Raw genomic sequence first — 23,639 nt, 5'->3', positions numbered from 1 at the left:
ATAACGCCAGTCTGTACGCCGCTTTCTTGAGGAACACGGGCCGGTCTCGACGGCGTCAGATCTCGCACGGCTCCCATTGATCCGCAATCTTCGGCGCTGGATTGCTGGGACGCCTGGTTTCGCGCGAATGGGATAGAAGAATGCAGCGGTGCCGGGCGCGTTGACGTCGGACACTCGTTCATGGCAATCATCGCCGCGCGCGAGGGCCGGGGAGTGGCATGCGTGCCGACGATTGAGATCGACAATCTCGATTGGCGCGACGAGATGGTGCAGCCGTTCGATTTGAACTTGCGTAGTGCCGGTGCGTACTATCTGCTATGCCCGCGCGACAAGGCACTCTCAACCGAGGTCAAGCTGTTCTCTAACTGGCTGGCTGCACAATATCAGCCAGCCCAAGTCGACGCTGACATTGAAACGAGCGAGTAGCTGAGCGGAGGCGAGCCTCCAGCACCATCATTACCGACGACGTACTTCAGCGCCTGGTTTCTTTCCCGAACGTCATCGTGACCGAGCATCAAGCCTTTTTCACGCGTGAAGCCATGACTACGATTTGCCAGACAACCCTGCGCAGCATTACCGAATTCGCGTCAGGCCAGGCGCTGACGAATGAGATCAAGGTGTGACATGGCGTGAGGAGGCGGCTCGGCTGCTGCCGACCTCCCGTTGATGGCAGAACGCTGCAATGCGTACCGTCTGGCACTGGCCGAAGCAGAAGGTGGCGACGCCATGCATTGCCGTCTTGCCCCCTTCGCCCGGTCTTGGTGTCGAGTACCGGCGGGGTCGGAATCAGCCGGCCGGCTCGTCATCCCTCACCGTCTGCACCGCCAAGAGCCGACGCTCGTGCGATCGATGCCTTGCGGCGATTAGGGGCCAGAGAACCGGCCGGTCAGCCATCCCCTCAGATCTGGATACGAGAAAACGTGCGGGACACGCTCCGTCAGTTTGAGGGCAGGTTTCGGCCCAGCCGTGCCGCCTCTATTGCGGCGATGTCGATCTTTTTCATCGTCATCATCGCGTCGAATGCGCGCTTGGCCGCCGCGCGATCGGGGTCGGTGATTGCCGCGGTGAGGGCGCGCGGGGTGATCTGCCATGACAATCCCCACCGGTCCTTGCACCAGCCGCACGCGCTTTCCTGGCCACCATTGCTTACGATCGCATTCCACAAGCGGTCGGTTTCGGCTTGGTCGTCCGTCGCGATTTGAAAAGAGAAGGCCTCGTTGTGCTTGAAATGCGGGCCGCCGTTCAGCCCGAGGCAGGGAATGCCGACGACGGTGAACTCGACGGTCAGGACGTCGCCCTGCTTGCCGTCGGGATAGTCGCCCGGTGCGCGGTGGACGGCGCCGACAGCGCTGTCGGGAAATGTTTCGGCATAGAAGTTTGCGGCCTCAAGGGCGTCGCGGTCGTACCACAAACAGATCGTGTTCTTGCTATTCATTTTGTGTCTCCTGGAAAGTTGAGCACCGGGCATCCGCCACCGTCAAACAACTCCAATCGTCCACGCTGCCTGGACCACGGGGACGGGTCATGCTCCGCGCGCGGGCTGCCACGTCAGCGTTCATCATGCAATACGGTCTTCTGAGTCGTTACGCATGCCAATCACTCCTACCACAACTTAGCGGCGCCATCACAGTCCGGTGACTGCCGCCGCTAGAACTTGTCGACGTCGATCACCGCCTGCGCGAATTCTCTCGGTGCTTCCTGTGGCAGATTATGGCCGATCCCTCCCTTGAGGTCCCGGTGCTCGTATTTGCCGGTGAACTTGCTTGCATAGGCGCTGGGTGCCGGATGCGGGGCGCCATTGGCATCACCTTCCATGGTGATGGTGCGCACGCCTATGGTGGGCGCCGACGCGAGCCGCTGCTCGAGCTCGTCGTACTTCGGCTCACCTGCGGCAAGGCCTTGCCGCCAGCGATAGTTATGTACGGAAACGTCGACGTGATCGGGGTTTTTGAAGGCAGCGGCACTGCGCTCAAAGGTGGCGTCGTCGAATTTCCACTTGGGCGACGCCTGCTGCCAGATCAGTTTGGTGAAGTCGCGCGTGTACTTCTGATAGCCAGCGCGGCCGCGATCCGTTGCCAGATAGAACTGATACCACCACTGGAACTCGGCCTCAGGCGGCAACGGCATTTTTCCCGCTGCCTGACTGCCGATCAGGTAGCCGCTGACGGATACCAGCCCGTTGCAACGCTCTGGCCATAGTGCAGCGATGATACAGGCCGTGCGTGCACCCCAATCGAACGCCGCGAGGATGGGTTTCTGGACGTTGAGCGCATCCATCAGTGCGATGATATCCAGCGCAACGGCCGCCGGTTGGCCGTTGCGCATCGTTTCGCTGGACAAGAAGGTCGTCGAACCATAGCCGCGCAGGTACGGAACGATCACGCGATACCCGCGCGTCGCCAACAGAGGCGCGACGTCGACGAAGCTGTGGATATCGTAGGGCCAGCCATGCAGCAGAACGACCGCTGGCCCGTCGGCAGGACCAGCCTCGGCGTAACCGACGTTAAGCAGCCCGGCGTTGATCTGCTTGATCGACGTAAAGGCCGTATGGGTGCCCGGTCTTGTCGGCGGCAGAGGGGCCGGCTTCGACGGTCTGGTTTGGGCCTTGGCGGAAGCCATCATGCCTAACTGCGCGGCAGCGAGTGTCAGGGCTGCCGTGACCAGCAAGCCTCGACGCGGCGAATCGATTTTCTCCGTCATCTTATTCCCCTGTCGCGCCTGCAAGCCTGATGCGGAATCGTTCATTAGGTCGGTGCTGAATTCCGCCGGCAGGATGGCGCATCTACGTTACAACCGGTGCCAGAACCGGCACAACGATGCCGCAGCCAGTTTTATGAGACCAATATAGATCATTGTCAAGATGGGACCGGGGGCAGTGCAATGGACGGCCAGGTGATATAACGGGAGCAAGCTTGCGCCGAGCCGGCGCCCTGCCCCGGGTGTTCGGTATCGAACTCGACGACGGACATCCGTTGTGCGCCCAAGATGTCACAGGCTTACTCACCAGTCCGTGAATAAAGCGACAAAAATTGGAACCTCGTGACGACCGTTTAGTCTCATTCAACATGAAACGAGATGGCCGTACACTCGATCGCGCGACGCAAGAGGAATTCCGCCGGCTTGCCTTGCGCCGGGTTCGCGAAGGCGAGAAACCATCGGTGGTGGTGAAGTCGCTGGGCATGAACCGAACGTCAATCTACCGTTGGCTCAAGGCGGCCTCGGGCTCGGGCAAAGGCGCGCGGGCGCTGGCATCGCGTCCAGCGACAGGCCGGCCACGCAAGCTCACGCGAGCGCAACAGGCGCAGGTCTTTCGGTGGATCAACGGGCGGGATCCTCGGCAGTACGGTCTGGACTTCGGGCTGTGGACACGACAGATTGTGGCCACGCTCATCGATGAGAAATTTGGTGTGAAGATGGGTGTCACAGCGGTGGGCAGGCTGCTGGCGGGACTGGGCTTGAGCCCGCAAAAGCCATTGCAGCGGGCGTACCAACGAGATCCGCAGGCCGTCGAGCGCTGGCAGCGTGAATCATTTCCGGGTATTGCGGCTGCGGCCAAGCAAAGCGGTGCGGACATCTACTTCTGGGACGAATCAGGATTTCGAGCCGACGCGGTGCATGGCAAGACCTGGGCGGTCAAAGGCGAGACACCGGTGATTGAGCGCCCCGGGCAGCGCCAATCGATTTCCGCCGCGTCCGCGGTGAACGCCAAAGGTGCCTTCTGGTTTGCGACCTACAAAGGGGCCTTGACCGCGGAGCTATTCATCGAATTGCTCAAGAAGATGATGAAGGGCCGCAACCGCCCAGTGCATCTGATCGTTGACGGACTGCCAGCACACAAGAAGGCCAATGTGCGCGAGTACATCGAATCGACCAAGGGAAAGCTCACGATGCATGTGCTGCCGGGTTACGCGCCCGACCTGAATCCCGACGAGTTCGTGTGGAGTCATCTCAAGCGAACTGGTGTGGCGCGCAATCCGTTGCGAGCGGGCGAGAAACTGGAAATCCGCGTTGAGCAGCACCTGCACGAGGTGAAGAAGAACCGCCGGCTTGTGCGCTCATTCTTCGACGCCCCATCTGTCGCCTATATTTCGGACTGCTGAGTAAGTGCTGTGTCCGGGAAATCGGCTCAAGGCCCGCAATTCCCGTCTCTCGACTGCCACCGTCTCATCGGGGACAATCGAAGCGTCCGAAACAGGGAGCCACGCCGAGATGATTTCTTTCGACATCGCGCAATACCGCTTCGACCTGCGGGCTGTCGCAGTCGCGGTGCGCGGAGACTACGTCCTCCTCCATCGCGTCGAGACCGACACCTTCTGGAGCCTTCCCGGCGGGCGCGTGGAAGTGGGCGAGGAAGCAGCCCACGCCGTTGTCCGCGAAATGCACGAAGAACTGGGCGTCGCCACCACCGTCGACGGACTGCTATTTGCGGTAGAAAACTTCTTCGAGGGTGATGGAAAGCCGCACCACGAGATCGGCTTCTACTTCGCCGTCTCCTTGCCGGACGACTCGCCGGTGGTTGACGTCAAAAGAGAGCACATCGGCATGGAATCCACGCATCGGCTGGTGTTCCGCTGGTTTCGGCGCCAAGACCTTCCGGAGCTCGACCTCTACCCCGCATTCCTTCGGAAGGCCCTGCAAGAGGACCACTCAGGCATCAGGCACTTCGTCCAGTACGGCTGAAGGTTTCCTGAGGAGGGCCGACAAAGGCCGATCGAAATCGGTTACTCGCCAGACCTCCTCAGCGCGCCTTCCAAAGAATTGCCTCTTGCTTGGGGCCTAAGCGGACGTGATCCTGCAAATCTTCGAGATCATGTAACCGACACCGGCGATCCGGTGTTCGTGCTTGGGAGCAAAGGCATTCAGATGTGCCGTGATGCAGCGATCGATCGTCTGGCAGGCACCCGCGTCGTCAAAGCCCGGCAGAAATGAGATGCTGATACCTGGCATCGGGTAGTCGAGAAGACGAGCCTCTGCCATTCGGGTGTAGAGGTTGCCGTTGCGAAAGTCCTCTGGGATGTCGTCCCACTTCGGCAGGAGTTTCACAGTGCTGAGTTCCAGCTCTGCTTCGGTGATGCTGTCCACGTCAGCACGGGAGAGCGAGTAGGTCATGCTGGTTTCATCCTTCCAGGAACGTCGGAATCGGAAGCCATATTGGCGCGCGTCTCGGCTGAAGCCGCATCAGTCGCCGTAATGGCCGCTATGACAAGACTAACGGGGCTGCGGCGATTCAGGCCGTGCAAAGTGCGCCAACTACTTTGCAGTACATGCCACAAACTATTCTCGCCGGGCTTCGAAGGATGCCGCCTGGGGTGTTGAGTGCTGGAACGGTCGCCTCCAGCGTCGCCCGTTAATCCCTGGCCACTTTTCCAGGGTTCGCATCAAGGGGGGCCGCGCGGATGTTCTTGGCCGTGTTCAGTGAGCCATGAGTGCGCTTGCTACAATCGCCAGCAAGGCAGTTGCCAGGAGACTCGTGATGACGGATGACGAACGCGCGATTCGCGATCTGGTGGACACTTGGATGTCCGCAAGCAAGGCCGGGGATACCGAGAAAGTGCTGGGCCTGATGACCGACGACGTGGTGTTTATGGTGCCAGGTCAGGAGCCGTTCGGTAAAGCGGCCTTTGCCGCCGCGTCGGCGGCGCAGCAGGGCATGCGCATGGAAGGCACTGCCGACATCGTCGAGTTGCAGGTGCTCGGAGAGTGGGCCTTTATACGCAACTACCTCGACATCGCCGTGACGCCGCCCGGTGCCACGCAGTCCGTGCGGCGCGCGGGCTACACACTGACCCTGCTGCGCAAGAATGCGAACGGTCGTTGGCTGCTCGCGCGTGATGCGAATCTCGTGACCTGACGGCATAGTGCTTCGTGTCCGTATCCAGCGCCAAGGAAAATTGCGAATCCTCTGATCGCCATGCACGACAGAGACGGGAACACTACGGCCATCACCGAAACAACGGTGATCGGGCGTAGCAACCCGAGTCTCGTTACGGATGGCTGTCTCATGCAGCCAAAGTTCGCGCGTGCACGTCTCCTCAGGTTAATGGCGGGCCGGGCGGGGCAGCCGTAAGGCTGGCCGGGTTACTCCGTTGACGAGCCGGTATTGCTACCCCCGCTGTCAGGCCCGCCACCCTTCAAATGTTCGCACCAGGCGGGTCCTCCAAACTTTCACAGGAGCTCGCAATGCAAGAACGCACCGCATCGAAACAAGAAACCGTGCTAGCCGCCATTCCGGCGGAATGCCTTGAATCGCTCGATCGCATCAGCGCCGGACTGGATAGCATCCTGTCCCTGCTGGAAGTGCAGAGCGAACACTCCGAGGCATGCCATGGCGTCCATTGCCTGCTGGCGATGATCAAGTCGCAGCTGAATCAGACTGCCCAGGAGCTTTGTCCTGCGGCATGAGCCGATTGCCCGAGATTTGCTCCCCTCTCCCGCCAGCGGGAGAGGGGGCGAGCCGTCGGGAGTTAGAGGTTTCGTGGTGCTTTCAAGCGGCATCGAAAGCACCACGATGCCTCCAACTTCTGACTGTATGCAAGCCCCCCAGCGTATGAGGTTTGTTCCCGCGCGAGAGAAGCAAACCCCGCACGTCGAACCACCACCCCTTATCGCCCGCTGAATCTTGCAGGCCTGCGCTCGATAAAATGCGCCACCCCCTCGGTAAAGTCCTCGCTCTGGATGCTCTCGAACATCTCGGCATTGGCGACGCGCGTGGCCTCGGCCAATGACTGGAACGGCTGCTCCCACAGTTGCCGTTTCATCACGCGAATGGATCTGGGCGAGACGTTCTCGGCCAGGTCGTCGGCATAATCAAGAGTCGTCGCCATCAGGGCGTCCGCATCGACCACCCGGTCGACCAACCCGATCCGCAGCGCCTCGTCGGCCAGCACCTTGCGCGCCGAGTACAGCAGGTCGGCCGCATGCCCAGGGCCGACCACGCGCGGCAGCAGCCAGGAGATGCCGTGCTCGGCGATCAGGCCCCGGCGTGCGAAGGCGGTGCTGAACGCGGCGTTGGCGCTGGCGAAGCGCATGTCGCTGTACAGCGCGAAGACGAGGCCCAAACCCGCTGCCGCACCGTTGATCGCCGCGATCACGGGCTTGCGCATGGCCGGGAAGTAGCCATAGCGCGTCTGGTAGTCGGCGCGCCGGTTCATGTCGAACGGGCGCATCCACTGGGCGGCGCGGATATCGCCCGGCGGCAGCACTTCGAGCTCGTTGATGTCCATGCCGGCGCAGAAGCCCTTGCCTGCCCCCGTCAGCACCACCACGCGGACGTTGTCGTCGCGATCGACGGCCTCCATGGCGTCGCGCAGTTCGGCCTCCATGACCTTGGTCAGCGCATTGAGCTTGCCCGGCCGGTTCATGGTGACGACGGCGATCCGCTCGCTCTTTCCGGCGCGAGCAACGGTAACCTGACTGTACATATTGCGATTCCTTTCGATGTCGTGACTAAGGGAGCTGAACGGATCTCGGCTCCAGGAACTCCTCCAGCCCATAGACGCCGCCTTCGCGCCCGACGCCGGACATGCCGAAGCCGCCAAACGGTGCCGCGGGGTTGAAGCGGGCGCCATTGACGTCCACCTGCCCTGCCCGCAGCGCGATGGCGACCGCTTCGCCGGCGCTGTCATCGGCAGCCCAGACCGTGGCGGCCAGCCCATAGCGCGTGCCGTTGGCCAGGGCGATCGCCTCGTCGACGCTGTCGTAGCACAGCACCGCCAGTACCGGCCCGAAGACCTCCTCATTCGCCAGCCGGCTGTCGGGTGCGACGTTGCCGTAGATGGTCGGCGCGACGAAATAGCCAGTCGCCGGCACTGGCGCATCGGCACCGCCTGCGATCCGGTCAAAGCCTGCCTGCTCCGCTTCGGCGATATGCGCCTGCACGCGCTGACGCTGCTGCGCCGACAGCAAGGGGCCGATCCGGGTTTCACCATCGGCGGGATCGCCGAGTGTCATCGCTGCGGCCGCCTCCGCCAGCAGTTGCCGGTACTGCGGGTAGTCCTCGCGTGCAACGATCAGCCGGGTAGTCGCGCTGCAGGTCTGCCCTGAGTTGAGGAAACAGGAGCTGACCGTCGCCTTGACCGCCCTGGCGAGATCCGCGCCCGGCAGCACGACGGCCGCCGACTTGCCGCCCAGTTCCATCGACACACGCTTCATGTCGCCGGCCGCCTGCGCGGCGACCTTGCGGCCGACCGCCGTGGAGCCGGTGAACGACACCATCTGGATGTCGGGATGCGACACCAGCGCCTCGCCGACCGCCGCGCCACCCAGCACCAGATTGAGGACGCCCGGTGGCAGCTTCGCCTGCTCGCAGGCGGCCATCAGCCGTTCGGTGACGGCGGGGGCAAGCTCTGACGGCTTCAGCACCACGGTGCAGCCGGCCAGCAGCGCCGGCGCCAGCTTGGCCGTGATCTGGTGCAGCGGGTAATTCCACGGCGTAATGGCGGCCACCACCCCAACCGGTGCCAGCGTCACGCGGGAATTGCCGATCGTGCGGACGAAGGCGAACGTGTCGGCCAGCGCCGCCGTGGCGCGCCACGCGGCAATCGGTGCATCGACCTGGATGCGGCGCGACAGCTTCAGCGGCATGCCGACTTCGCGCGAGATCTCATTGGCGAGCTCCGCCGCGCAGCCTTCCAGCGCGTCGGCCAGCGCACACAGGTACGGCGCCCGTCCGGCTGCGCCCAGCGCCTGCCAGCCAGGCTGTGCCCGCAGGGCTGCGGCCACGGCTGCGGCCACATCGTCTGCGGTGCCGAGACAGACCTCGGCCAACGGGGCTTCGGTCGCCGAATCGTAGACGCGGACCGACTCGCCGCCTCGCATGGGGCGACGTGCGCCGTCTATGTAGTGTTGGGTCAACTGCTTCACTGCGACTCCCTTGTGTTGCGTTTGTCGAGGAACGCCGCCATTACGCGCTGCGGTTCGCCATCGGCATAGCATTCGAGCTGCGCCCGGATTCCGGCGACACAGGCGTCGTCGAATCCCGGCTGCGTCTTGGCGCGAAAGCGCTGCTTGGACAGGCGCACGGCGGTCGGCGGCAGCGCCGCGAGCGACCTGGCCTGCGCGAGCGCCTGTGTCATCAGTTCAGTCTCGCCGCACAGCGCCGTCACCAGACCGATGTCGAAGGCGCGCCGGCCACTGACCAGTTCGCCCGACAGCGACATCTGCACGTTGTGGGTGTGCCCTACGTGCAGCGTCATCAGATAGGACCCGACGATGCTCGCCAGGCCTGCCTTGACCTCGGGCTGCCCCCAACGGCTGTCTGCCGTGGTCAGCCGCCAGTCCGCGCACAGCGCGAGCTGGAAACCCGCGCCTGCCGCCACGCCTCTAACGGCGGCCACGCAGGGCTTGTCCAGGTCGCGGACGGCCTGGTACATCGCCCGTTGCCGGTTCAGCCAGGGCACGAGCTGCTGCCAGGTCACGGTGGCTGCCTCATCAAGATCCTGTCCGGCGCAGAACGCCCGCTCGCCGGCACCGGCCAGCACAACGGCGCGCACCGAAGGTTCGGCGTTAAGCCGGCCCAGGGCTTCGATCAGCTCGCCGCGCAGGGCGTCGTTGACCGCGTTCATGCGTGTCGGGCGGTTCAGCGTGACGATGGCCATGTCGTGATCCTGTTCGACGCGTACGGTTTGCATATTTCAATCCCCCTTAAGTTCCACCACGGCATCGACCGCCATGACACCTTCGCCGACCGCCATCACCATCAGCGGGTTGATGTCGACCGATGCCAGCGCAGTGCGGTGACGCAATGTCCAGTCGCCGAGCGCGACCGCCGACGATGCCAGCGCGTCGAGATCGAGCGCCGGGATGTCGCGATAGCCATCGAACAGCGGCGCCAGGCGCAGCCGTGCGCAGGCCGCCTTGACGTCTTGCACCGTGAACGGCGCAAGCAGTGTCACGACGTCCTTGCGTAGTTCGAGCAGCGTGCCCCCCTCCCCGATCATGACCAGCGGCCCGAACACGGGATCGACCGAGACACCCAGCGCAAACTCGTGACGGCCCTTGACCATCGTCGCCACGACCACCCGTGGCGACGCCACGCCCAGCCGCTGCAGCGTGTCGAGGCAGTCCCGCGCCGCCCGGGCCACGCTCGCGGCATCGGTCAGCCGAAGATGCACCAGGCGGTGCTCGCTCTTGTGCGGGACATCCGCCGCACAGCCCTTAACCACCACCGGCACGCCGCCGAGCGCGTCAAACGCTGCTACGGCCGCATCCACGCTGTCGCATAGCCGGTGCGGCACGATCGGTACGCCCGCTTCGGCGAGCATGGCCAGGCTATGGGCTTCGTCCTGCAAGCCGCTGCCGTCGAGATGCTGCGCGTCAGGCCAGGCCGGCGCCGTCTCCGTCGCCGTAGCCGCCCCGGCCAGCCGATGGTGCGCGGCGTATTGCGCCAGCGCTGCAATGGCGTCGGCCTCGGTGACAAAGGCCGGCACGCCGTGTCGCACGAAGACCTCGCGGACCGACTGTTGCGGCGCGCTGGCCACCAGCGGCTTGGCCTGGTGCGCGCTGAAGGCGGCGGCGTCGCGCGCCAGTGCCTCGACGTCGTAGCCGGGACCGGCCACCGGAATGCCGACCATCACCATGTCCGCCTGCGGATCGGCGCCCAGCGCCTGGAGCACGCGCGGGAACATATCGCCCTTGCCCAGCAGCGCCGCCGTCATGTCGAGCGGATTGCTGGCCGTACCGAATGCGGGCAGGATCGCGCCCAGTTCGCGCAGCGTTGCCGGCTGCAGTTCGGTCAGCGGCAGGTCGTGCCGTTCGGCCAGGTCGGCGGCCATGACGCCCACCGCGCCGCTATGGCTCATCACGACCGTGCGGCCCTGCCCCGGGGGGCGTTGCTGCAAATACAGCGGCACCGCTCGGACCAGTTCGCCGATGTCGCGCGCACGCCAGATGCCGTGACGGGCCAGGAAGGCATCGATCGCCGCGTCGTTGCCGACCAGCGCACCGGTATGCGAGGCTGCCGCCGTGGCACCGCGCTGGCTGTTGCCGGCCTTGATCGCCACGATGCTGGCGCCACGTGCTCGGGCCACCGCCGCCGCGCGGGCAAGCTGCGCAGGGTCGGACACGGATTCGAGGTAGACCAGGATCAGCCGCACCTCGGGGTCCGCCGCCACTGCCGCGGTCATCGCGCAGGCGTCGAGATCGGCGTCGTTGCCCGTCGCCACCAGGTAGCGCACGCCGTAGCCGGCCTGGCGCAGCAATGCATAAGGCATGACGCTCGCCGCGCCGCTCTGGCTGATGATCGCGATCGGGCCGTCCTGGGGTGCCACCTCCATGAACATCGTCGAGAAATTGAGCACCGCGCCGCTGGCGAAGTTGGCCGTGCCTTGCGCGTTCGGCCCCACCAGCCGCATGCCGCTGTCATTGGCCACCGCCACCAGTTCCTGCTGCCGCTGGCGTCCCGCCTCGCCGGTTTCGGCGAAACCCGACGCCATGATGACGGCAGCCTTGACGCCCGCGGCGCCGCACTGGCGCACCTGCTCGAGCGTGGCATCGCCGGACACGGCAATCACGACGGCGTCCGGCGCCTTGCCGATCGCACCGAGATCGGGGTACGCACGATAGCCCTGGATAACCTCGCGCCCCGGGTTGACCGGAAACACCTCGCCCGTATAGCCGAAGGTGCGCATGTAGTGGATCGGCCGTCCGCCCACCTTGTTGGGGTTGTCCGAGGCGCCGATCACGGCCACCGATGCGGGCGAGAACAGGGCGTCGAAGGTTGCAGCGGTCTCAGTCAAGGGTCGCTCCCGATGCCTTGACCACCGGCGACCACTTGCCCGCGTCATGCTGGATCAGTCTGGAGAAGTCGGCCGGCGTGCCCGGCAGCGGCCGGGCACCCAGCGCGGCGAGTTGGCTCTGCACGTCCGCCTGGGCAAGCACGGTCTGCAGTTCGCTGTTCAGGCGGCGGATCACGTCTGGCGTGGTGCCCTTTGGCGCCGACAGGCCAAACCAGATCGTCACGTCGAAGCCCGGCAGGCCGGCCTCGGCAATCGTCGGCACCTTGGGCAGCGCCTCCGAACGCGTCGCGCCGGTCACGCCGAGCGCCTTGACCTTGCCTGCGCTGATGTACTGCACCTGGCTCGATACCGTGTCGAACATCATCGAGATGCGTCCGCCAAGCAGGTCGGTGAACGCCGCGGCCGAGCCCTTGTACGGCACATGGACGATGTCGATGCCCGCCATCGACTTGAACAGTTCGCCGGACAGGTGGTTGGAGCTGCCGTTTCCGGCCGAGCCGAAGGTCAGCGTGCCCGGTTTCTGCTTTGCCAGCGCCACCAGTTCCCTGATGTTGCTGACCGGCAGGTTGTTCGGCACCACCAGCACGTTGACCGTGGAGGCCACCGAGCCCACGGCATCGAACGACTTGATGGGGTCCACCTTCAGCGAGCGGTAGAGCGACGGGTTGATCGCCATGGTGCCGGTGGTGGAAAAGAACAGCGTATAGCCGTCCGGTGCCGCCTGCGCGGCGGCCTCGGTGGCGATGGTGCCGCCGGCGCCGCCGCGGTTGTCGATCACCACGGGCTGCCCGAGCTGCTGCGACAGGTGCTGGCCGATCAGCCGCGCCATCGCATCAGTGGGCCCGCCGGCCGGAAACGGCACAACCAGGCGGATCGGTTTGGCGGGATAGCCGGTGGCGGCGGCAGCGGCGGTGCTGAAGGCGGCCGGAGCGGCAGCGACCAGCAAGGCGCACAGCGGTCGCCGGAATGCGCGAAGCACAGCGGAAAAGCGCGGCATGTTGTCTCCATATGTTCGTAAGCCCTCGCTGCCAGGAGGGATGGCCTCAGTGTATGGAGTCCTGAGCCAACGCAAAAGAGTAGAATCGTTGATACCTGATATCGACTTTTTGGATGGGGTGACGCCGTGAACCTGAAACAGCTCGAAACCGTGGCGCTGGTGGCCGAAGTGGGATCGCTGTCGCGTGCGGCCCGCTCGCTGGGGATCGCCCAGTCGCTGGTGAGCCGCGCCATTGCCCAGATCGAAGCCGAATGGGGCGACAGGCTGTTCGAACGGACCGGCCGGGGCGTGGTGCTGTCGGAATTCGGCCAGCGGATCTTCCCGCACGTCCAGTTGCTGCTGGCCCAGTCGGCACGGCTGCGTGACGAGGTCAAGGATGCGGCGGGCGTGCCGGTCGGTCAGGTGAGGATCGGCGTGCTGCCGTCAATGGCGCCGCGCCTCATTCCGGCGCTGTTCGAGGATCTGCGCGCCACGGCGCCGGGTGTCCGGCTGCGCGTGGCTGAAGGATTCAGCGGACAACTCGACGAGGAGCTGGAATCGGGCCACCTGGACCTGGCGGTCATCAACCGCTATGGTCCCGGGCCGCGCCAGGACGAAGACGTGCTCGCCCAGGTCGCCACCTACCTGATCTGCGCGCCCGGGCATCCGCTCGCCGGGATGCCGACGGTGCCATTCCGCAAGCTCGACGGCCTCCCACTCGTCCTGCCGCCGGCCCCCAACGGGCTGCGATCGATTCTCGACCAGCACGCGCGCCAGCTCGGCATTTCGCTGGATGTGGCGCTGGAAGTGGAATCGCTGAATACGATGAAGGAGGTCGCGCTTGCGGGTGGCGCTTTGACAATACTGCCGATCCTCGCGGTGGATCACGAAGTTGCCAGCGGGCGCTTGTCCGCGGTCGAGATTGTCGAGCCGCGCTTGCCGCGGACCATTGCCATGGGCGTCACGCGACATCATCCGTTGTCCCGGGCGGCGCGGCTCGTTTTGTCCCGGCTTCACGACCTGGTGCCGGAAGTCGCAAGGGGGAGTGTTACCTAGTGGCGGCCGGCTGTCGGCCGTTGACGTTCCCCATCGCATCCAGTTCTGCACGCACCGTGCCCGGTAAGCTCAGTTGTGCCGCCTGCATGTTCTCGCGCAGATGTCCAAGCGACGAAGTGCCAGGGATCAGCAGAATGTTAGGCGCGCGGTGGAGGAGCCAGGCGAGCGCAACCTGCATCGGCGTCGCGCCGATTATCCGGGCGACCCTGGACAACGCTGACGATTGAATCGGCGTGAATCCGCCAAGCGGGAAGAACGGCACGTAGGCAATGCCCTTGCCCGCCAGTTCGTCGATCAACGCGTCATCTTCCCGCTGGATCAGGTTGTAATGGTTCTGCACGCAAACGATCGGCGCGATGCCCTGCGCCTCGGCGACCTGGGCTGATGTCACGTTGCTCAGACCGATGTGGCGAACGAGACCCCGGTACTGGAGCTCGGCGAGTGCAGCGACCTGCCTTTCGATCGACCCTTCAGCGGGGGCATGGACGCTGCCCATGATCCGCACGTTGACCACGTCGAGCACGTCGACACCGAGGTTGCGCAGGTTGTCGTGGACCCCTCGCTCGATGTCTTCCGGCTCCATCGCCGGTAGCCACGCACCGTCTTCCCCACGCACAGCGCCGACCTTGGTGACGATCATAAGGTCGTCCGGGTATGGATGAAGCGCCTCGCGGATGAGCTGGTTGGTGATGTGAGGCCCGTAAAAGTCGCTTGTATCGATGTGATTGACGCCCGACGCCACCGCTTCACGCAGGACCGCGATGGCCGCGTCACGATCCCTTGGCGGGCCGAATACGCCGGGGCCGGCAAGCTGCATCGCACCATAGCCCATGCGGTGCACAGGATGGCCGGCAAGCGAGAATGTACCCGCGGCCGTGAGGTTCGACATGTCGCTCTCCTTGAATAATGGTTGAGCGTCAGTATCGGAGCGATTGCGTTGTTTGATAATCCGATCTAGATTGGACGGGCCGTTTCAAAAAGCGAACAATGCCCATGGAGTTCAACGATCTTTCCGCATTCGTCTCGGTGGCTCGCGCCGGCGGCTTTCGCGATGCAGCGCGAATCAGCGGCGTCTCCGCGTCGAGCCTCAGCATTGCCGTGCGGCGGCTGGAGTCGAAGCTCGGTCTGCGCCTGCTCAACCGGACCACACGCAGCGTGGCCCCGACCGAAGCGGGGCTGCGTCTCATCGAAAGACTGACGCCGTTGTTCAGCGAGATGGAAGCGGCGCTGGATGTCCTGAACGGGTTTCGGGACAAGCCAACCGGCACGCTCAAACTCAACGTGCCGTCGAGTGCCGCGCGGATCGTATTGCCAGCTGTCGTGGCGCCGTTCCTGAAAGCCTATCCCGACATCCGCGTGGAGGTCGTGGTTGAGGACGGGTTCATCGATGTGCTTTCGATCGGCTGCGACGCAGGCATTCGCTATGACGAGCGGCTCGAGCAGGACATGATCGCCGTCCCGATCGGGCCACGTGTGCAGCGGTTCGCCACGGCTGCGGCGCCGAGCTACCTCGACGCGCGCGGCAGACCCGAGCATCCGCGCGACCTGCTTGCTCATGCATGCTTGCGCGGCCAGTTTGCCGGAGGCGCCACGCCTACCTGGGATTTTGAGAGGGACGGCGAGGTGGTGCGGCTGGATCCTCCGGGCCCCCTTCTCGTCCGGCCCGGCGCGGCAGTCGACCTTGCAGTCAGTACTGCAGTCGCAGGGGTGGGCGTGATTCACCTTTTCGAGGACATGCTCCGACCGCATCTCGACAACGGCGCTCTGGAGCCGATCCTGGAGCCGTGGTGGCAGCACTTTTCAGGGCCATTTCTGTACTATCCGGGGCGTCGCCATCTGCCTGCGCCGCTGCGCGCCTTTGTAGATTTTCTGAAGGCAGGAAACACATCGGGTACGCCGCCCCTTTGATCTACACGTCTCAGGCCACGGTCGGGAGCGGATGCTCGAGATTGCCAACAGTGACACCTGCGGCCAAGGCAATATCGTATTCTTGGTTGCGTAGCCCCATCCCTTTCCGATCATGGACGAGAACGCCTCCTCAGAAGCCGCCTTGCCGTTCCGCACAACCTTGCGCGACGGGCGGCGCGTGGTGCTGCGCCAGATCCGGGCGCAGGACAAGGCCGGCTTGCTGGCAGCCTTTCACCGCCTGTCCAACGATTCGCGCTATACGCGCTTCATGGCTTCCATGCGCGAGTTGCCCGACGCCATGCTCGAGTCGGCAACGCACCCAGTGGCGGGACGTGAGTTCGCGCTGGTCGCTGTGGCCGGCGACGGTGAAGCCGCGACCATCGTCGGCGGCGCACGCTACGCCGCAGGTCCGGGTAGCGATACCTGCGAGTTTGCCGTGACCGTCGCCGACGACTGGCATGGCGTCGGGTTGGCGAAGTGCCTGATGCAGAGCCTGATCGGCGTTGCCCGTGCTGCCGGGTACCGAAACATGGAGGGCTTTGTGCTCGCCTCGAACACGTCGATGCGAGGGCTTGCCCGCAAGCTGGGCTTCGTGGATACCGTCTGCCCCGATGACGGCACACTGCACGTGGTCACGCTTGGCCTGGCTGGGGTGCCGGGGCCTGCGTGAGTCGGGCACAGCCTGCGCGTTCGGCCTCAAAAGCAGGCGTTCGCGGGCATGGGCGTCTGCTATCTTGGATTGTGCATCAGCACACCTTCCCCGTCGGATTGCCCTGGCAAGGCGCGTGCTGGCACCGGGCGCTCCGACAACCCCGCCTGATAACTTCTGCACAGGACCTGGACCTTGGCGTTATCGGTCCCGGACCGTCCCGTACCTGAGGGAGACAGAGAAACATGAAGCCACAACCCTTTGCAGTGACACCGGATGCGTACACACGCGCGCTCAACGTCGTCGGGGAGAAGATCACGGTGCTGGCATCGAACGTTGTCACCCAGGGATATGAGGTATTCCTGCAGCAGGGCGAGGAAGGAAGCGGGCCTCCACCTCACAGCCATGACTGGGACGAGTCGTTCTACATCACCAGGGGAACGGTCGAAATTGGCTATGACGAGCAGGCCATTACTGCCGTCGCCGGCACGTTTGTCCATGTGCCCGCGGGCACGGTGCATTACTTCCGGTTCGGATCGGGCGGCGGAGAAATGATCTCGGTCACCAGCCACGACGGACGAGCGTCGCAATTGTTTTCCCGGATCGACGAGGAGATTGCACCGGGGCCGCCCGACGTGGAAAAGCTGGCTGCCGTCGCGCAGGCGTGTGGCGTGAGGATTGCAGGTTGAGTGCTGTCCCGCCACTGGCGCGCCCCGGCGCGGCAGGTCATGCGGACAGCGCTTGCATCCCGCGGTACAGGTCCGACTTGCCTTCGAAGCCGATGCCCGGCAGGTCAGGCATGGTGAGGTATCCCTTCTCGACCTTGACGCCATCGGGGAAGCCGCCGAACGGCTGGAACAGATCGGGATAGCTCTCGTTGCCGCCGAGACCCAGGCCGGCCGAATGCAACGCTCGGATTCGGGCGCACTACCATCGCCCCGTTGGTGTCAGCGTTTGCAAAGCGCTATCCGCACGTGGAGGTCCAGCTCGAGGTGACGGATAAGCCCCGTCGACCTGGTGGAGAGCGGAGTCGATCTTGCCATCCGGTTCGGCACCCTGCCGGACAAGCGATTGAGCGCCAGGCGCATCATGTCGAATCGTCGGTTCCTGTGCGCATCACCCCTCTACCTGGAGGAGTTCGGCACGCCCGAGACGCTTGCGGATCTGGCGAAGCATCGCTGCATCATCCACAGGCAGAACGAGGATGCGGCCGGCATCTGGCGATTCAAGCGCGATGACCGGAGCGAGGTGATCAAGGTCGAGGGAGCACTCTCGAGCAACGACGGAGATATGGTGCTTGGCTGGGCCCTGGACGGGCACGGCATCCTGATTCGCTCGGAACGGGATCTCGCCCAAATACCTGGAGAGCGGCAGGCTGCGGGTGGTGTTGCCCGAGTATTTGCTCCCCTCCGCTGATCTCTTCGTGTACTACCCGCAGCGCCGGAACCAGACGGCGAGGGCTCGGGCGTTCATAGACTTTCTGGTTGAGAGATTTGGGAACCCTTCGACATCATCGGCCGGTGCAAAACGCGCACGGCCTCTCCCGCAAAACTAATCGTGACCCGCATCTCCCGCTTCGCTTTTTACTGCCTGGCAGGCCCCTGCCTCGCCTTCCTGAACACCGCACATGCCACCGACATCGAATGCGATCCCTCAGCCACGCCTACCGCACCCACGCAGGCGCGGCGCCTGATCTGCGAATCCGCGCTGTTTTCCATGGGCTACCAACGCATCTATACAGACCAGCAGCGGCTGCTCAAAGCAGGATCGATTACCGAGGCAGATATTGCAGCGTTCCGCAAGAAGCGGGACAGTTGCGATTCCGCCTCGTGTCTGGACACCGTCTTCCGGGAATGGAGGGCATTCGCGAGCCAGGCCCACCGCAAGCAGTAATCTGACGTCGCTATTGAAAGGTCTCGTTCCAGTACGCTTCAATGCGCTTCACGACATTCTCGGGAAGCGCGACATAGTGGCCGGCGGACGCATCCGCCTGCCCTTCGTAGAGCGCCCAGCGAAAGAACGCGAGCGCGTCTTTTGTCTCACCCGGGTTGCCACGCCCCCTGGAGATCAGAACGAACACGACGCCGGTAATGGGCCAGGCCTGCGGGCCAGAGGCATTGGTCAGTACCTGGTAGAAATCCGCCTTCGGATCCCACTCGGCCGCCGCCACCGCAGCGCTGAAGGTCTCGCGTGAGGGCTGGACAAAGATACCATCGCGATTCCTGACGGCGGCATAGGGCAGCCCGCGCTGCAACGCGTAAGTCAGCTCGACGTAGCCGATCGATCCCTTCACATTGCGGATGTAGGTGGCAACCCCTTCGTTTCCGTTCGCGCCGACACCGACGGGCCATTTCACTGTTGTCCCGGCGCCGACGCTTGCGCCCCATTGCGGGCTGACCTTCGTGAGGTAGTCCGTCCAGTTGAAGGTGGTTCCGGAGCTGTCGCTGCGATGGACGACTACGATCTTCTGGTCGGGAAACGCGATGCCGGGATTTGCCGCGGCAATGGCCGGGTCATTCCAGTTGATGATCTTGCCCTGGAAAATATCCGCCAGTAGCGAGCCAGTCATGCGCAGCTGCCCCGGACCAACACCATTGAGGTTCAGGACCGGCACGACGCCGCCGACCACGATCGGGAATTGCGCCAGACCGGCCGCCCGTAAATCCTCTGGCTTGAGCGGCATATCGGTGGCGCCGAAGGTTACGCTCGCCGTCCGGATCTGACGGATGCCGTTCCCCGATCCGGTTGGCTGATAGTTGACCTGCTGGCCGGTCCGGGCATAGTAAGTGGCCGCCCATTTGGACATCAACGGATAGACAAAGGTTGAGCCCGCCCCCGTGATATCTCCCGCGCGCGCCGGTGAAATCGCGCCAAGCGACAGCAACAGTATTGCCGCCAGTCGAGCCAGCGCCTTGACAAAATGTACCCGGCAATCGTGCGTCGGCTTCATGATTGTTCTTCCTTCGTCTGACGGTTACGCTGCTGCGCCTGCGCAATTCAGGCTAGCAGATCGCCGCTTGCGAGGGAGGATAAAAAACGAAGCTCAGGTGCGAATCAACATTACAACGCTGATTGGTTTGCGCCATGACGGCAGCACCGCAGGTTGCCGCGTATTTGTGACAGTCATATTTCTGTCACCCAGCGATCCTTCGGAACCAGATGGCGGACAAAGAGCCCGCGCCGCGTCGACCAAAGGCTTCAGGTCAAAGCCGCCAGCAGCATGTTCTGCGCAGCCTCGCCGTCAAGCGGTGACCGACGCTCATATGTTCCGTCCGGCATCATCTGCCAGGCGTCGCAGCGGTCCGACAAATACGGTGTCAGCCCTTCCGCGATCACGCGCTGCTTCAGCTCGGTGTCGAGGATGGGAAAGCAGATCTCGATCCGCCGGGAGAGGCTCCGTTCCATCCATTCGCCGCTGGAGAGCAAGACCTTCTCTGCCCCGCCATCGTGAAAATAAAAGATGCGCGAATGCTCAAGAAACCGGCCCATGACCGATTTCACCTCGATATTCGTCGACAGGCCCGCCACGCCGGGGCGCAGCGCACAGGCGCCTCTGACAATCAGGTCGATACGCACCCCGTCACGTGAAGCATCGTACAGGGCCTGGATCAGATCCGGCTCCAGCAATGCATTCATCTTGGCGATGATCCACCCCTTGCCGCCGGTTCTGGCGTGCTCGGCCTCGCACCGGATCGCGGCAAGCAATGCCTTCTTCATGGTGAACGGCGATTGCCAGATATGGATCAGGCTGTTGGTCTGGCCGAGCCCGGTCAGCTGGCTGAATACCTGGGCCACATCCTGCGTCAGCGACTCGTTGCAGGTCAGCAGGCCAAAGTCCGTATAAGTGCGCGTGGTCTGGCTGTGATAGTTCCCTGTGCCAAGATGCGCATAGCGCCTGAGTTTCCCGCCTTCGCGCCGCAATACCAGCACCATCTTGGCGTGTGCCTTGAAGCCAACGACCCCGTAGATGACATGAGCGCCGACTGCCTCCAGTTGCGCAGCCCAACCGATATTGGCCTCTTCATCGAAGCGGGCCAGCAGTTCCACCACGACAGTGACTTCCTTGCCGTTGCGCGCCGCCTCGATGAGTGCCGACAGCAGGACCGAGTCATGGCCCGCCCGATAGACGGTCTGGCGGATGGCCACCACATCGGGATCCTGCGCCGCCTGCCTGACAAAATCCACCACCGGGGCAAAGGACTGGAAGGGGTGATGCAGCAGGATGTCGTGTTCGCGGATGGCGTGGAAGATGTCCGCATGCTCCTGCAAGGCCTTCGGCACGCCGGGGCGGAAAGGCTTGTACTTCAGCTCGGGACGATCGACCTCATCCGGCACCTGCAGCAGGCGCACCAGGTTGACGGGTCCATTGACCGAGAACACCTCGCTGGTCGATAACCCGAACTGCTCCTGCAGGAACGCAGTCATCGCCGGGGTGCAGTTGTCGGCCACCTCAAGCCTGACCGCATCACCAAGATGACGGTGCGGTAGTTCGCCTTGCAGCGCCTCGCGCAGATTCTTGACTTCTTCCTCGTCGACAAACAGCTCGCTGTTGCGGGTCACGCGAAACTGGTAGCAGCCGCGAACCGTCATGCCACTGAACAATTCTCCGACGTGGGCATGGAGGATGGAGGAAAGGAAAACAAAGCCATGCTGGCACCCGGAAACATCCGATGGCAGCGCAATGACACGCGGCAGTGCCCGCGGCGCCTGCACGATGGCATAGCCCGAGTTGCGCCCGAACGCATCCTTGCCCTCTAGTTCGACTGCAAAATTCAGGCTCTTGTTAAGGATGCGCGGAAACGGATGCGCCGGGTCCAGGCCAATGGGTGTCAGCACCGGCATCAGCTCGGCAAAGAAAAATTCCCGGATCCATACGGCCTGCACAGGATTCCACGAGGGGCGCCGCAGGAAACAAATCTGTTGCCCGGCCATGGCGGGAATCAGCACGTCATTGAACAGCCGGTATTGCTGATCGACCAGGTCCCGGACCCGTTCGTTGAGCCTTGCGTAGACCTCTTGCGGCGTCAGCCCGTCCGGCCCGGCAACCGGAGACTGGAGCAGGCACTGCTCTTTCAGGGCCGCGACGCGGATCTCATAGAACTCATCCAGGTTGCTGCTGAAGGTACACAGCGCACGCAGGCGCTCCAGCAGCGGCACAGCGGGATCGGCAGCCTGCTGCAAGACCCTGTCGAAAAACTCCAGCTGGCTGAGTTCGCGGTTGATATAGAGTTCATTGCCATTCAGCATGCCAGCTCGCAGGGCGTATTTCTGCATGGGATCGGATTCATGCTCCATGATATGCGTGCCCACGACGATCGGCGCGCCGCCGCCGGCAATTCCACTTGCGAGCGACGGCTCTGATCTGTGTGTGCAGCATCAAGAACTTGCCTTCCACTTCGGGACGGAGATCGCCCCGCCGGGCGCATCCGCTGCCTAGAATGGTTTGGGGGTGTCCACTGGAGTAACCCATGACACATGAAATGCCACCGTTTACCGAAACCACCCCGGCAGGACTGAGGAGCCTGATCGATCACATAGAAGCTGCCGCCGCGGCCGGTCTTGATCCGGAATTCGTGCGCAAGCTGGGCAAGCGCATTGCGAAGGAGCTGGAGGAGATGAAAGCCACCAAGCTATGTAGCGACAGCGAACTTGCAGGGCTCGAAGCGAGCGTAGTGGCCCTGACTCATGCCGCCGACAGCAAGGATGGCGCCAGGCTGACCCGATCGCTGCAGAGGCTGCGGGAGCACGAGGGTCCCGCCGGTGAAGGGAAGCCTAACTGAAAGACTTTCGATAGCGCCTGATTTCTTTGCTCCTCTCGTCAGTCAGACTGAATCCGACGAGGAGCAGGCGAGGTTGGCGGCGTCCCTGTCCGCCGCATGCCACTTGTCGAAGTCGAAATTATTAAGTAAATAGTCCATTCTTCTCGTGGACGCTTTCGTGGAAAAAAGCGACCACCAGGTTTCATCTGGCACGCGCACGAGACCCCGCAACCGGGATCCGGAAATTCCTTCGACAGGCACCGTATTGAGCGATCTGACCGGCAACAGGGAAGACAGCCACATGGCTGCGGTCATGGCGCCTGAACAACTGAAGCAGGCGCGGCTGACCCGCATGCGCGTCACCGCCACCAGCCTGCTGGCCGTGATGATCGGCCTGCTGATCGTCAGCGTTATCTTTCAGGACGACTATCCTGTGCTGGCATGGCTGCGCGCCTTTGCCGAGGCAGGCACCGTCGGCGCGATTGCCGACTGGTACGCCGTGGTGGCACTGTTCCGGCATCCTTTCGGCATTCCGGTCCCTCACACCGCCATCATTGCGCGGAACCAGGAGCGGATTGCCAAAGGCCTGGGCAGTTTCGTCGAGCAGAACTTCCTGACACCGGATATCGTCGTCGAAAGGCTCCGCAGCCAGAACACGGCCGCAGCGGTTGCCGCCTGGCTGGCCAGGCCAGAGAACAGCCGGATCATCGCCAATTCCGTCGCGGATTCGGTTCCAGCATTGCTGGGCAGCCTCAACGACAAGCAAGTTGCGCGGCTCTTCGAACGCACGGTGGTGCCGCAACTGCGCACGCTGGATGTGTCCCGCCTTGCCGGCAATGTCCTGACGATCCTGACCGAAGGCGGCCGCCACCAGCCGCTGTTGAATCACGGGCTGCGGGCGCTGGAGCGCTGGCTCGTGGCGAACTCGGATGTGGTCAAGGCAAAGTTCGGCGAGGCGTCCAGGTACACGCCTGCCCTGCTCGACCGGTATATCGTCAACAAGTTTGTGGAAGGCATCATTGCGCTGCTGCATGAAGTCGTGGCGCATCCTCATCATGAGCTGCGGCAGCAGTTCGACGCCTCCATCCAGGACATGATCGGCAAGCTGCAGACCTCCGACGATTACCGGCGCGTTGGTAAGGCATGGATGCGGGACTGCATCCGGTATCTCAGGCGCGAGGACTACTACCGGATCCTCTGGGAGCGAGTACGGGCCCGCCTGAGCGCCGACATCGGCAGCGAACGGTCCCTGAGCCGCGACACGATCGCCGGCACGCTGGCTTCCCTCGGTAAATCCGTCTCGGGGGATTCAGCCATCCAGCAGAAACTCAATGCATGGTGGCTGGATCTCGTTCGCACCGTGGTGCTTCGCTACGGCCGCCATATCTCCGCACTGATCACCGAAGTCGTGCAGAGCTGGAACGCCAGAGAAGTCAGCCGGAAGATCGAGGCGGAGATCGGGCCGGACCTCCAGTACATACGCATCAACGGCACCTTCGTCGGTGGCGCTGTGGGCGTACTGCTCCATGCGGGGGCGATGCTGCTGGCTTAGGCGG

General features: G+C 63.6%; 23 protein-coding genes and 3 pseudogenes. 14 read left to right on the top strand and 12 right to left on the bottom strand.

Going from position 1 to position 23,639, the window contains the following annotated elements; genetic code table 11:
- Window positions 1–75 precede the first annotated feature (75 nt).
- Both K307_RS08395 and K307_RS45910 read left to right on the top strand, forming a co-directional pair.
- Window positions 76–426: a LysR substrate-binding domain-containing protein gene (locus tag K307_RS08395; RefSeq protein WP_080744956.1), complete on the top strand. Its 351-nt coding sequence runs from the start codon at window positions 76–78 to the stop codon at window positions 424–426.
- A gap of 8 nt (window positions 427–434) precedes the next feature.
- A pseudogene (locus K307_RS45910) lies at window positions 435–623 on the top strand (2-hydroxyacid dehydrogenase); the annotation flags it as partial.
- A gap of 314 nt (window positions 624–937) precedes the next feature.
- Here the strand turns inward: K307_RS45910 and K307_RS08390 are convergent.
- Both K307_RS08390 and K307_RS08385 read right to left on the bottom strand, forming a co-directional pair.
- The gene (locus K307_RS08390; protein WP_042877549.1) at window positions 938–1,435 is read right to left on the bottom strand and encodes a VOC family protein; all 498 of its coding nucleotides are present in this window, start codon (window positions 1,433–1,435) and stop codon (window positions 938–940) included.
- A 212-nt stretch (window positions 1,436–1,647) separates the two neighbouring features.
- The gene (locus K307_RS08385) at window positions 1,648–2,700 is read right to left on the bottom strand and encodes an alpha/beta fold hydrolase (RefSeq protein ID WP_042877548.1); all 1,053 of its coding nucleotides are present in this window, start codon (window positions 2,698–2,700) and stop codon (window positions 1,648–1,650) included.
- 365 nt (window positions 2,701–3,065) lie between these two features.
- Here K307_RS08385 and K307_RS08380 point away from each other — a divergent pair, with 365 nt between their 5' ends.
- Complete coding sequence (locus tag K307_RS08380; RefSeq protein WP_042876560.1) at window positions 3,066–4,100, top strand: IS630 family transposase; 1,035 nt, start codon at window positions 3,066–3,068, stop codon at window positions 4,098–4,100.
- 109 nt (window positions 4,101–4,209) lie between these two features.
- Window positions 4,210–4,680: an NUDIX hydrolase gene (locus tag K307_RS08375; RefSeq protein ID WP_042877547.1), complete on the top strand. Its 471-nt coding sequence runs from the start codon at window positions 4,210–4,212 to the stop codon at window positions 4,678–4,680.
- Between the two features lie 96 nt (window positions 4,681–4,776).
- Here K307_RS08375 and K307_RS08370 read toward each other — a convergent pair whose 3' ends face one another.
- Complete coding sequence (locus K307_RS08370; protein WP_042877546.1) at window positions 4,777–5,109, bottom strand: hypothetical protein; 333 nt, start codon at window positions 5,107–5,109, stop codon at window positions 4,777–4,779.
- Window positions 5,110–5,473: 364 nt separating this feature from the next.
- On the opposite strand from K307_RS08370, the gene K307_RS08365 reads away from it, so the two are divergent.
- Together K307_RS08365 and K307_RS08360 are read left to right on the top strand one after the other, a co-directional pair.
- Window positions 5,474–5,851 (top strand): SgcJ/EcaC family oxidoreductase, encoded by a 378-nt coding sequence (locus tag K307_RS08365; RefSeq protein WP_042877545.1) that lies wholly within the window; start codon window positions 5,474–5,476, stop codon window positions 5,849–5,851.
- A gap of 329 nt (window positions 5,852–6,180) precedes the next feature.
- A complete protein-coding gene (locus K307_RS08360) occupies window positions 6,181–6,402 on the top strand; it encodes a DUF1484 family protein (RefSeq protein ID WP_042877544.1) in 222 nt (73 codons plus the stop codon).
- Between the two features lie 200 nt (window positions 6,403–6,602).
- On the opposite strand, the gene K307_RS08355 is transcribed toward K307_RS08360, so the two are convergent.
- Genes K307_RS08355 through K307_RS08335 form a run of 5 tightly spaced genes read right to left on the bottom strand, consistent with a single transcriptional unit; the run spans window position 6,603 to window position 12,732 of the window.
- Window positions 6,603–7,421 (bottom strand): enoyl-CoA hydratase, encoded by an 819-nt coding sequence (locus K307_RS08355; RefSeq protein WP_042877543.1) that lies wholly within the window; start codon window positions 7,419–7,421, stop codon window positions 6,603–6,605.
- 25 nt (window positions 7,422–7,446) lie between these two features.
- Window positions 7,447–8,862 (bottom strand): aldehyde dehydrogenase family protein, encoded by a 1,416-nt coding sequence (locus K307_RS08350; protein ID WP_042877542.1) that lies wholly within the window; start codon window positions 8,860–8,862, stop codon window positions 7,447–7,449.
- Complete coding sequence (locus K307_RS08345; RefSeq protein WP_230625599.1) at window positions 8,859–9,596, bottom strand: enoyl-CoA hydratase/isomerase family protein; 738 nt, start codon at window positions 9,594–9,596, stop codon at window positions 8,859–8,861. Before K307_RS08345 ends, K307_RS08350 begins: the two co-directional genes overlap by 4 nt.
- A 36-nt stretch (window positions 9,597–9,632) precedes the next feature.
- On the bottom strand, window positions 9,633–11,735 hold the full coding sequence (locus tag K307_RS08340) for an acetate--CoA ligase family protein (RefSeq protein ID WP_230625597.1): 2,103 nt from the start codon (window positions 11,733–11,735) through the stop codon (window positions 9,633–9,635).
- Window positions 11,728–12,732: a Bug family tripartite tricarboxylate transporter substrate binding protein gene (locus K307_RS08335; RefSeq protein WP_042877540.1), complete on the bottom strand. Its 1,005-nt coding sequence runs from the start codon at window positions 12,730–12,732 to the stop codon at window positions 11,728–11,730. Before K307_RS08335 ends, K307_RS08340 begins: the two co-directional genes overlap by 8 nt.
- 126 nt (window positions 12,733–12,858) lie before the next feature.
- On the opposite strand from K307_RS08335, the gene K307_RS08330 reads away from it, so the two are divergent.
- The gene (locus K307_RS08330) at window positions 12,859–13,767 is read left to right on the top strand and encodes a LysR family transcriptional regulator (RefSeq protein WP_042877539.1); all 909 of its coding nucleotides are present in this window, start codon (window positions 12,859–12,861) and stop codon (window positions 13,765–13,767) included.
- Here the strand turns inward: K307_RS08330 and K307_RS08325 are convergent.
- Window positions 13,760–14,656, bottom strand: a complete 897-nt coding sequence (locus K307_RS08325; protein ID WP_042877538.1) for an aldo/keto reductase family oxidoreductase — start codon at window positions 14,654–14,656, stop codon at window positions 13,760–13,762. The two genes, K307_RS08330 and K307_RS08325, sit on opposite strands and share 8 nt — an antisense overlap.
- A gap of 104 nt (window positions 14,657–14,760) precedes the next feature.
- On the opposite strand from K307_RS08325, the gene K307_RS08320 reads away from it, so the two are divergent.
- From K307_RS08320 to K307_RS08310, 3 genes are all read left to right on the top strand, one after another.
- Window positions 14,761–15,675, top strand: a complete 915-nt coding sequence (locus K307_RS08320; RefSeq protein ID WP_042881638.1) for a LysR family transcriptional regulator — start codon at window positions 14,761–14,763, stop codon at window positions 15,673–15,675.
- 112 nt (window positions 15,676–15,787) lie between these two features.
- The gene (locus tag K307_RS08315; RefSeq protein WP_042877537.1) at window positions 15,788–16,345 is read left to right on the top strand and encodes a GNAT family N-acetyltransferase; all 558 of its coding nucleotides are present in this window, start codon (window positions 15,788–15,790) and stop codon (window positions 16,343–16,345) included.
- A gap of 224 nt (window positions 16,346–16,569) precedes the next feature.
- The gene (locus K307_RS08310) at window positions 16,570–17,013 is read left to right on the top strand and encodes a cupin domain-containing protein (RefSeq protein WP_042877536.1); all 444 of its coding nucleotides are present in this window, start codon (window positions 16,570–16,572) and stop codon (window positions 17,011–17,013) included.
- Window positions 17,014–17,050: 37 nt separating this feature from the next.
- Here the strand turns inward: K307_RS08310 and K307_RS08305 are convergent.
- A pseudogene (locus tag K307_RS08305) lies at window positions 17,051–17,227 on the bottom strand (mandelate racemase); the annotation flags it as partial.
- On the opposite strand from K307_RS08305, the pseudogene K307_RS08300 reads away from it, so the two are divergent.
- Window positions 17,221–17,879 (top strand): annotated as a pseudogene (locus K307_RS08300) (LysR substrate-binding domain-containing protein); the annotation flags it as partial. The pseudogenes K307_RS08305 and K307_RS08300 overlap by 7 nt on opposite strands.
- 2 nt (window positions 17,880–17,881) lie before the next feature.
- Window positions 17,882–18,217 (top strand): hypothetical protein, encoded by a 336-nt coding sequence (locus tag K307_RS08295; RefSeq protein WP_042877534.1) that lies wholly within the window; start codon window positions 17,882–17,884, stop codon window positions 18,215–18,217.
- Between the two features lie 10 nt (window positions 18,218–18,227).
- Here K307_RS08295 and pstS read toward each other — a convergent pair whose 3' ends face one another.
- Together pstS and ppk1 are read right to left on the bottom strand one after the other, a co-directional pair.
- Window positions 18,228–19,274 carry a phosphate ABC transporter substrate-binding protein PstS gene (gene pstS / locus K307_RS08290; protein WP_051974764.1) on the bottom strand — a complete coding sequence of 349 codons (1,047 nt, stop codon included), beginning with the start codon at window positions 19,272–19,274 and terminating at the stop codon, window positions 18,228–18,230.
- Window positions 19,275–19,522: 248 nt separating this feature from the next.
- Window positions 19,523–21,598, bottom strand: a complete 2,076-nt coding sequence (gene ppk1, locus K307_RS08285; RefSeq protein ID WP_051975035.1) for a polyphosphate kinase 1 — start codon at window positions 21,596–21,598, stop codon at window positions 19,523–19,525.
- A gap of 194 nt (window positions 21,599–21,792) precedes the next feature.
- On the opposite strand from ppk1, the gene K307_RS08280 reads away from it, so the two are divergent.
- Both K307_RS08280 and K307_RS08275 read left to right on the top strand, forming a co-directional pair.
- Window positions 21,793–22,104, top strand: a complete 312-nt coding sequence (locus tag K307_RS08280; protein WP_042877533.1) for a hypothetical protein — start codon at window positions 21,793–21,795, stop codon at window positions 22,102–22,104.
- 145 nt (window positions 22,105–22,249) lie between these two features.
- On the top strand, window positions 22,250–23,635 hold the full coding sequence (locus K307_RS08275; protein ID WP_230625595.1) for a DUF445 domain-containing protein: 1,386 nt from the start codon (window positions 22,250–22,252) through the stop codon (window positions 23,633–23,635).
- The last annotated feature ends 4 nt before the right edge of the window (window positions 23,636–23,639 follow it).

The sequence above is a fragment of the Cupriavidus necator A5-1 genome (genome assembly GCF_000744095.1).
GTDB lineage: Bacteria > Pseudomonadota > Gammaproteobacteria > Burkholderiales > Burkholderiaceae > Cupriavidus > Cupriavidus necator_A.
Note: the sequence above shows the minus strand (reverse complement) of the source record. Positions and strands in the feature narration are given on the sequence as shown.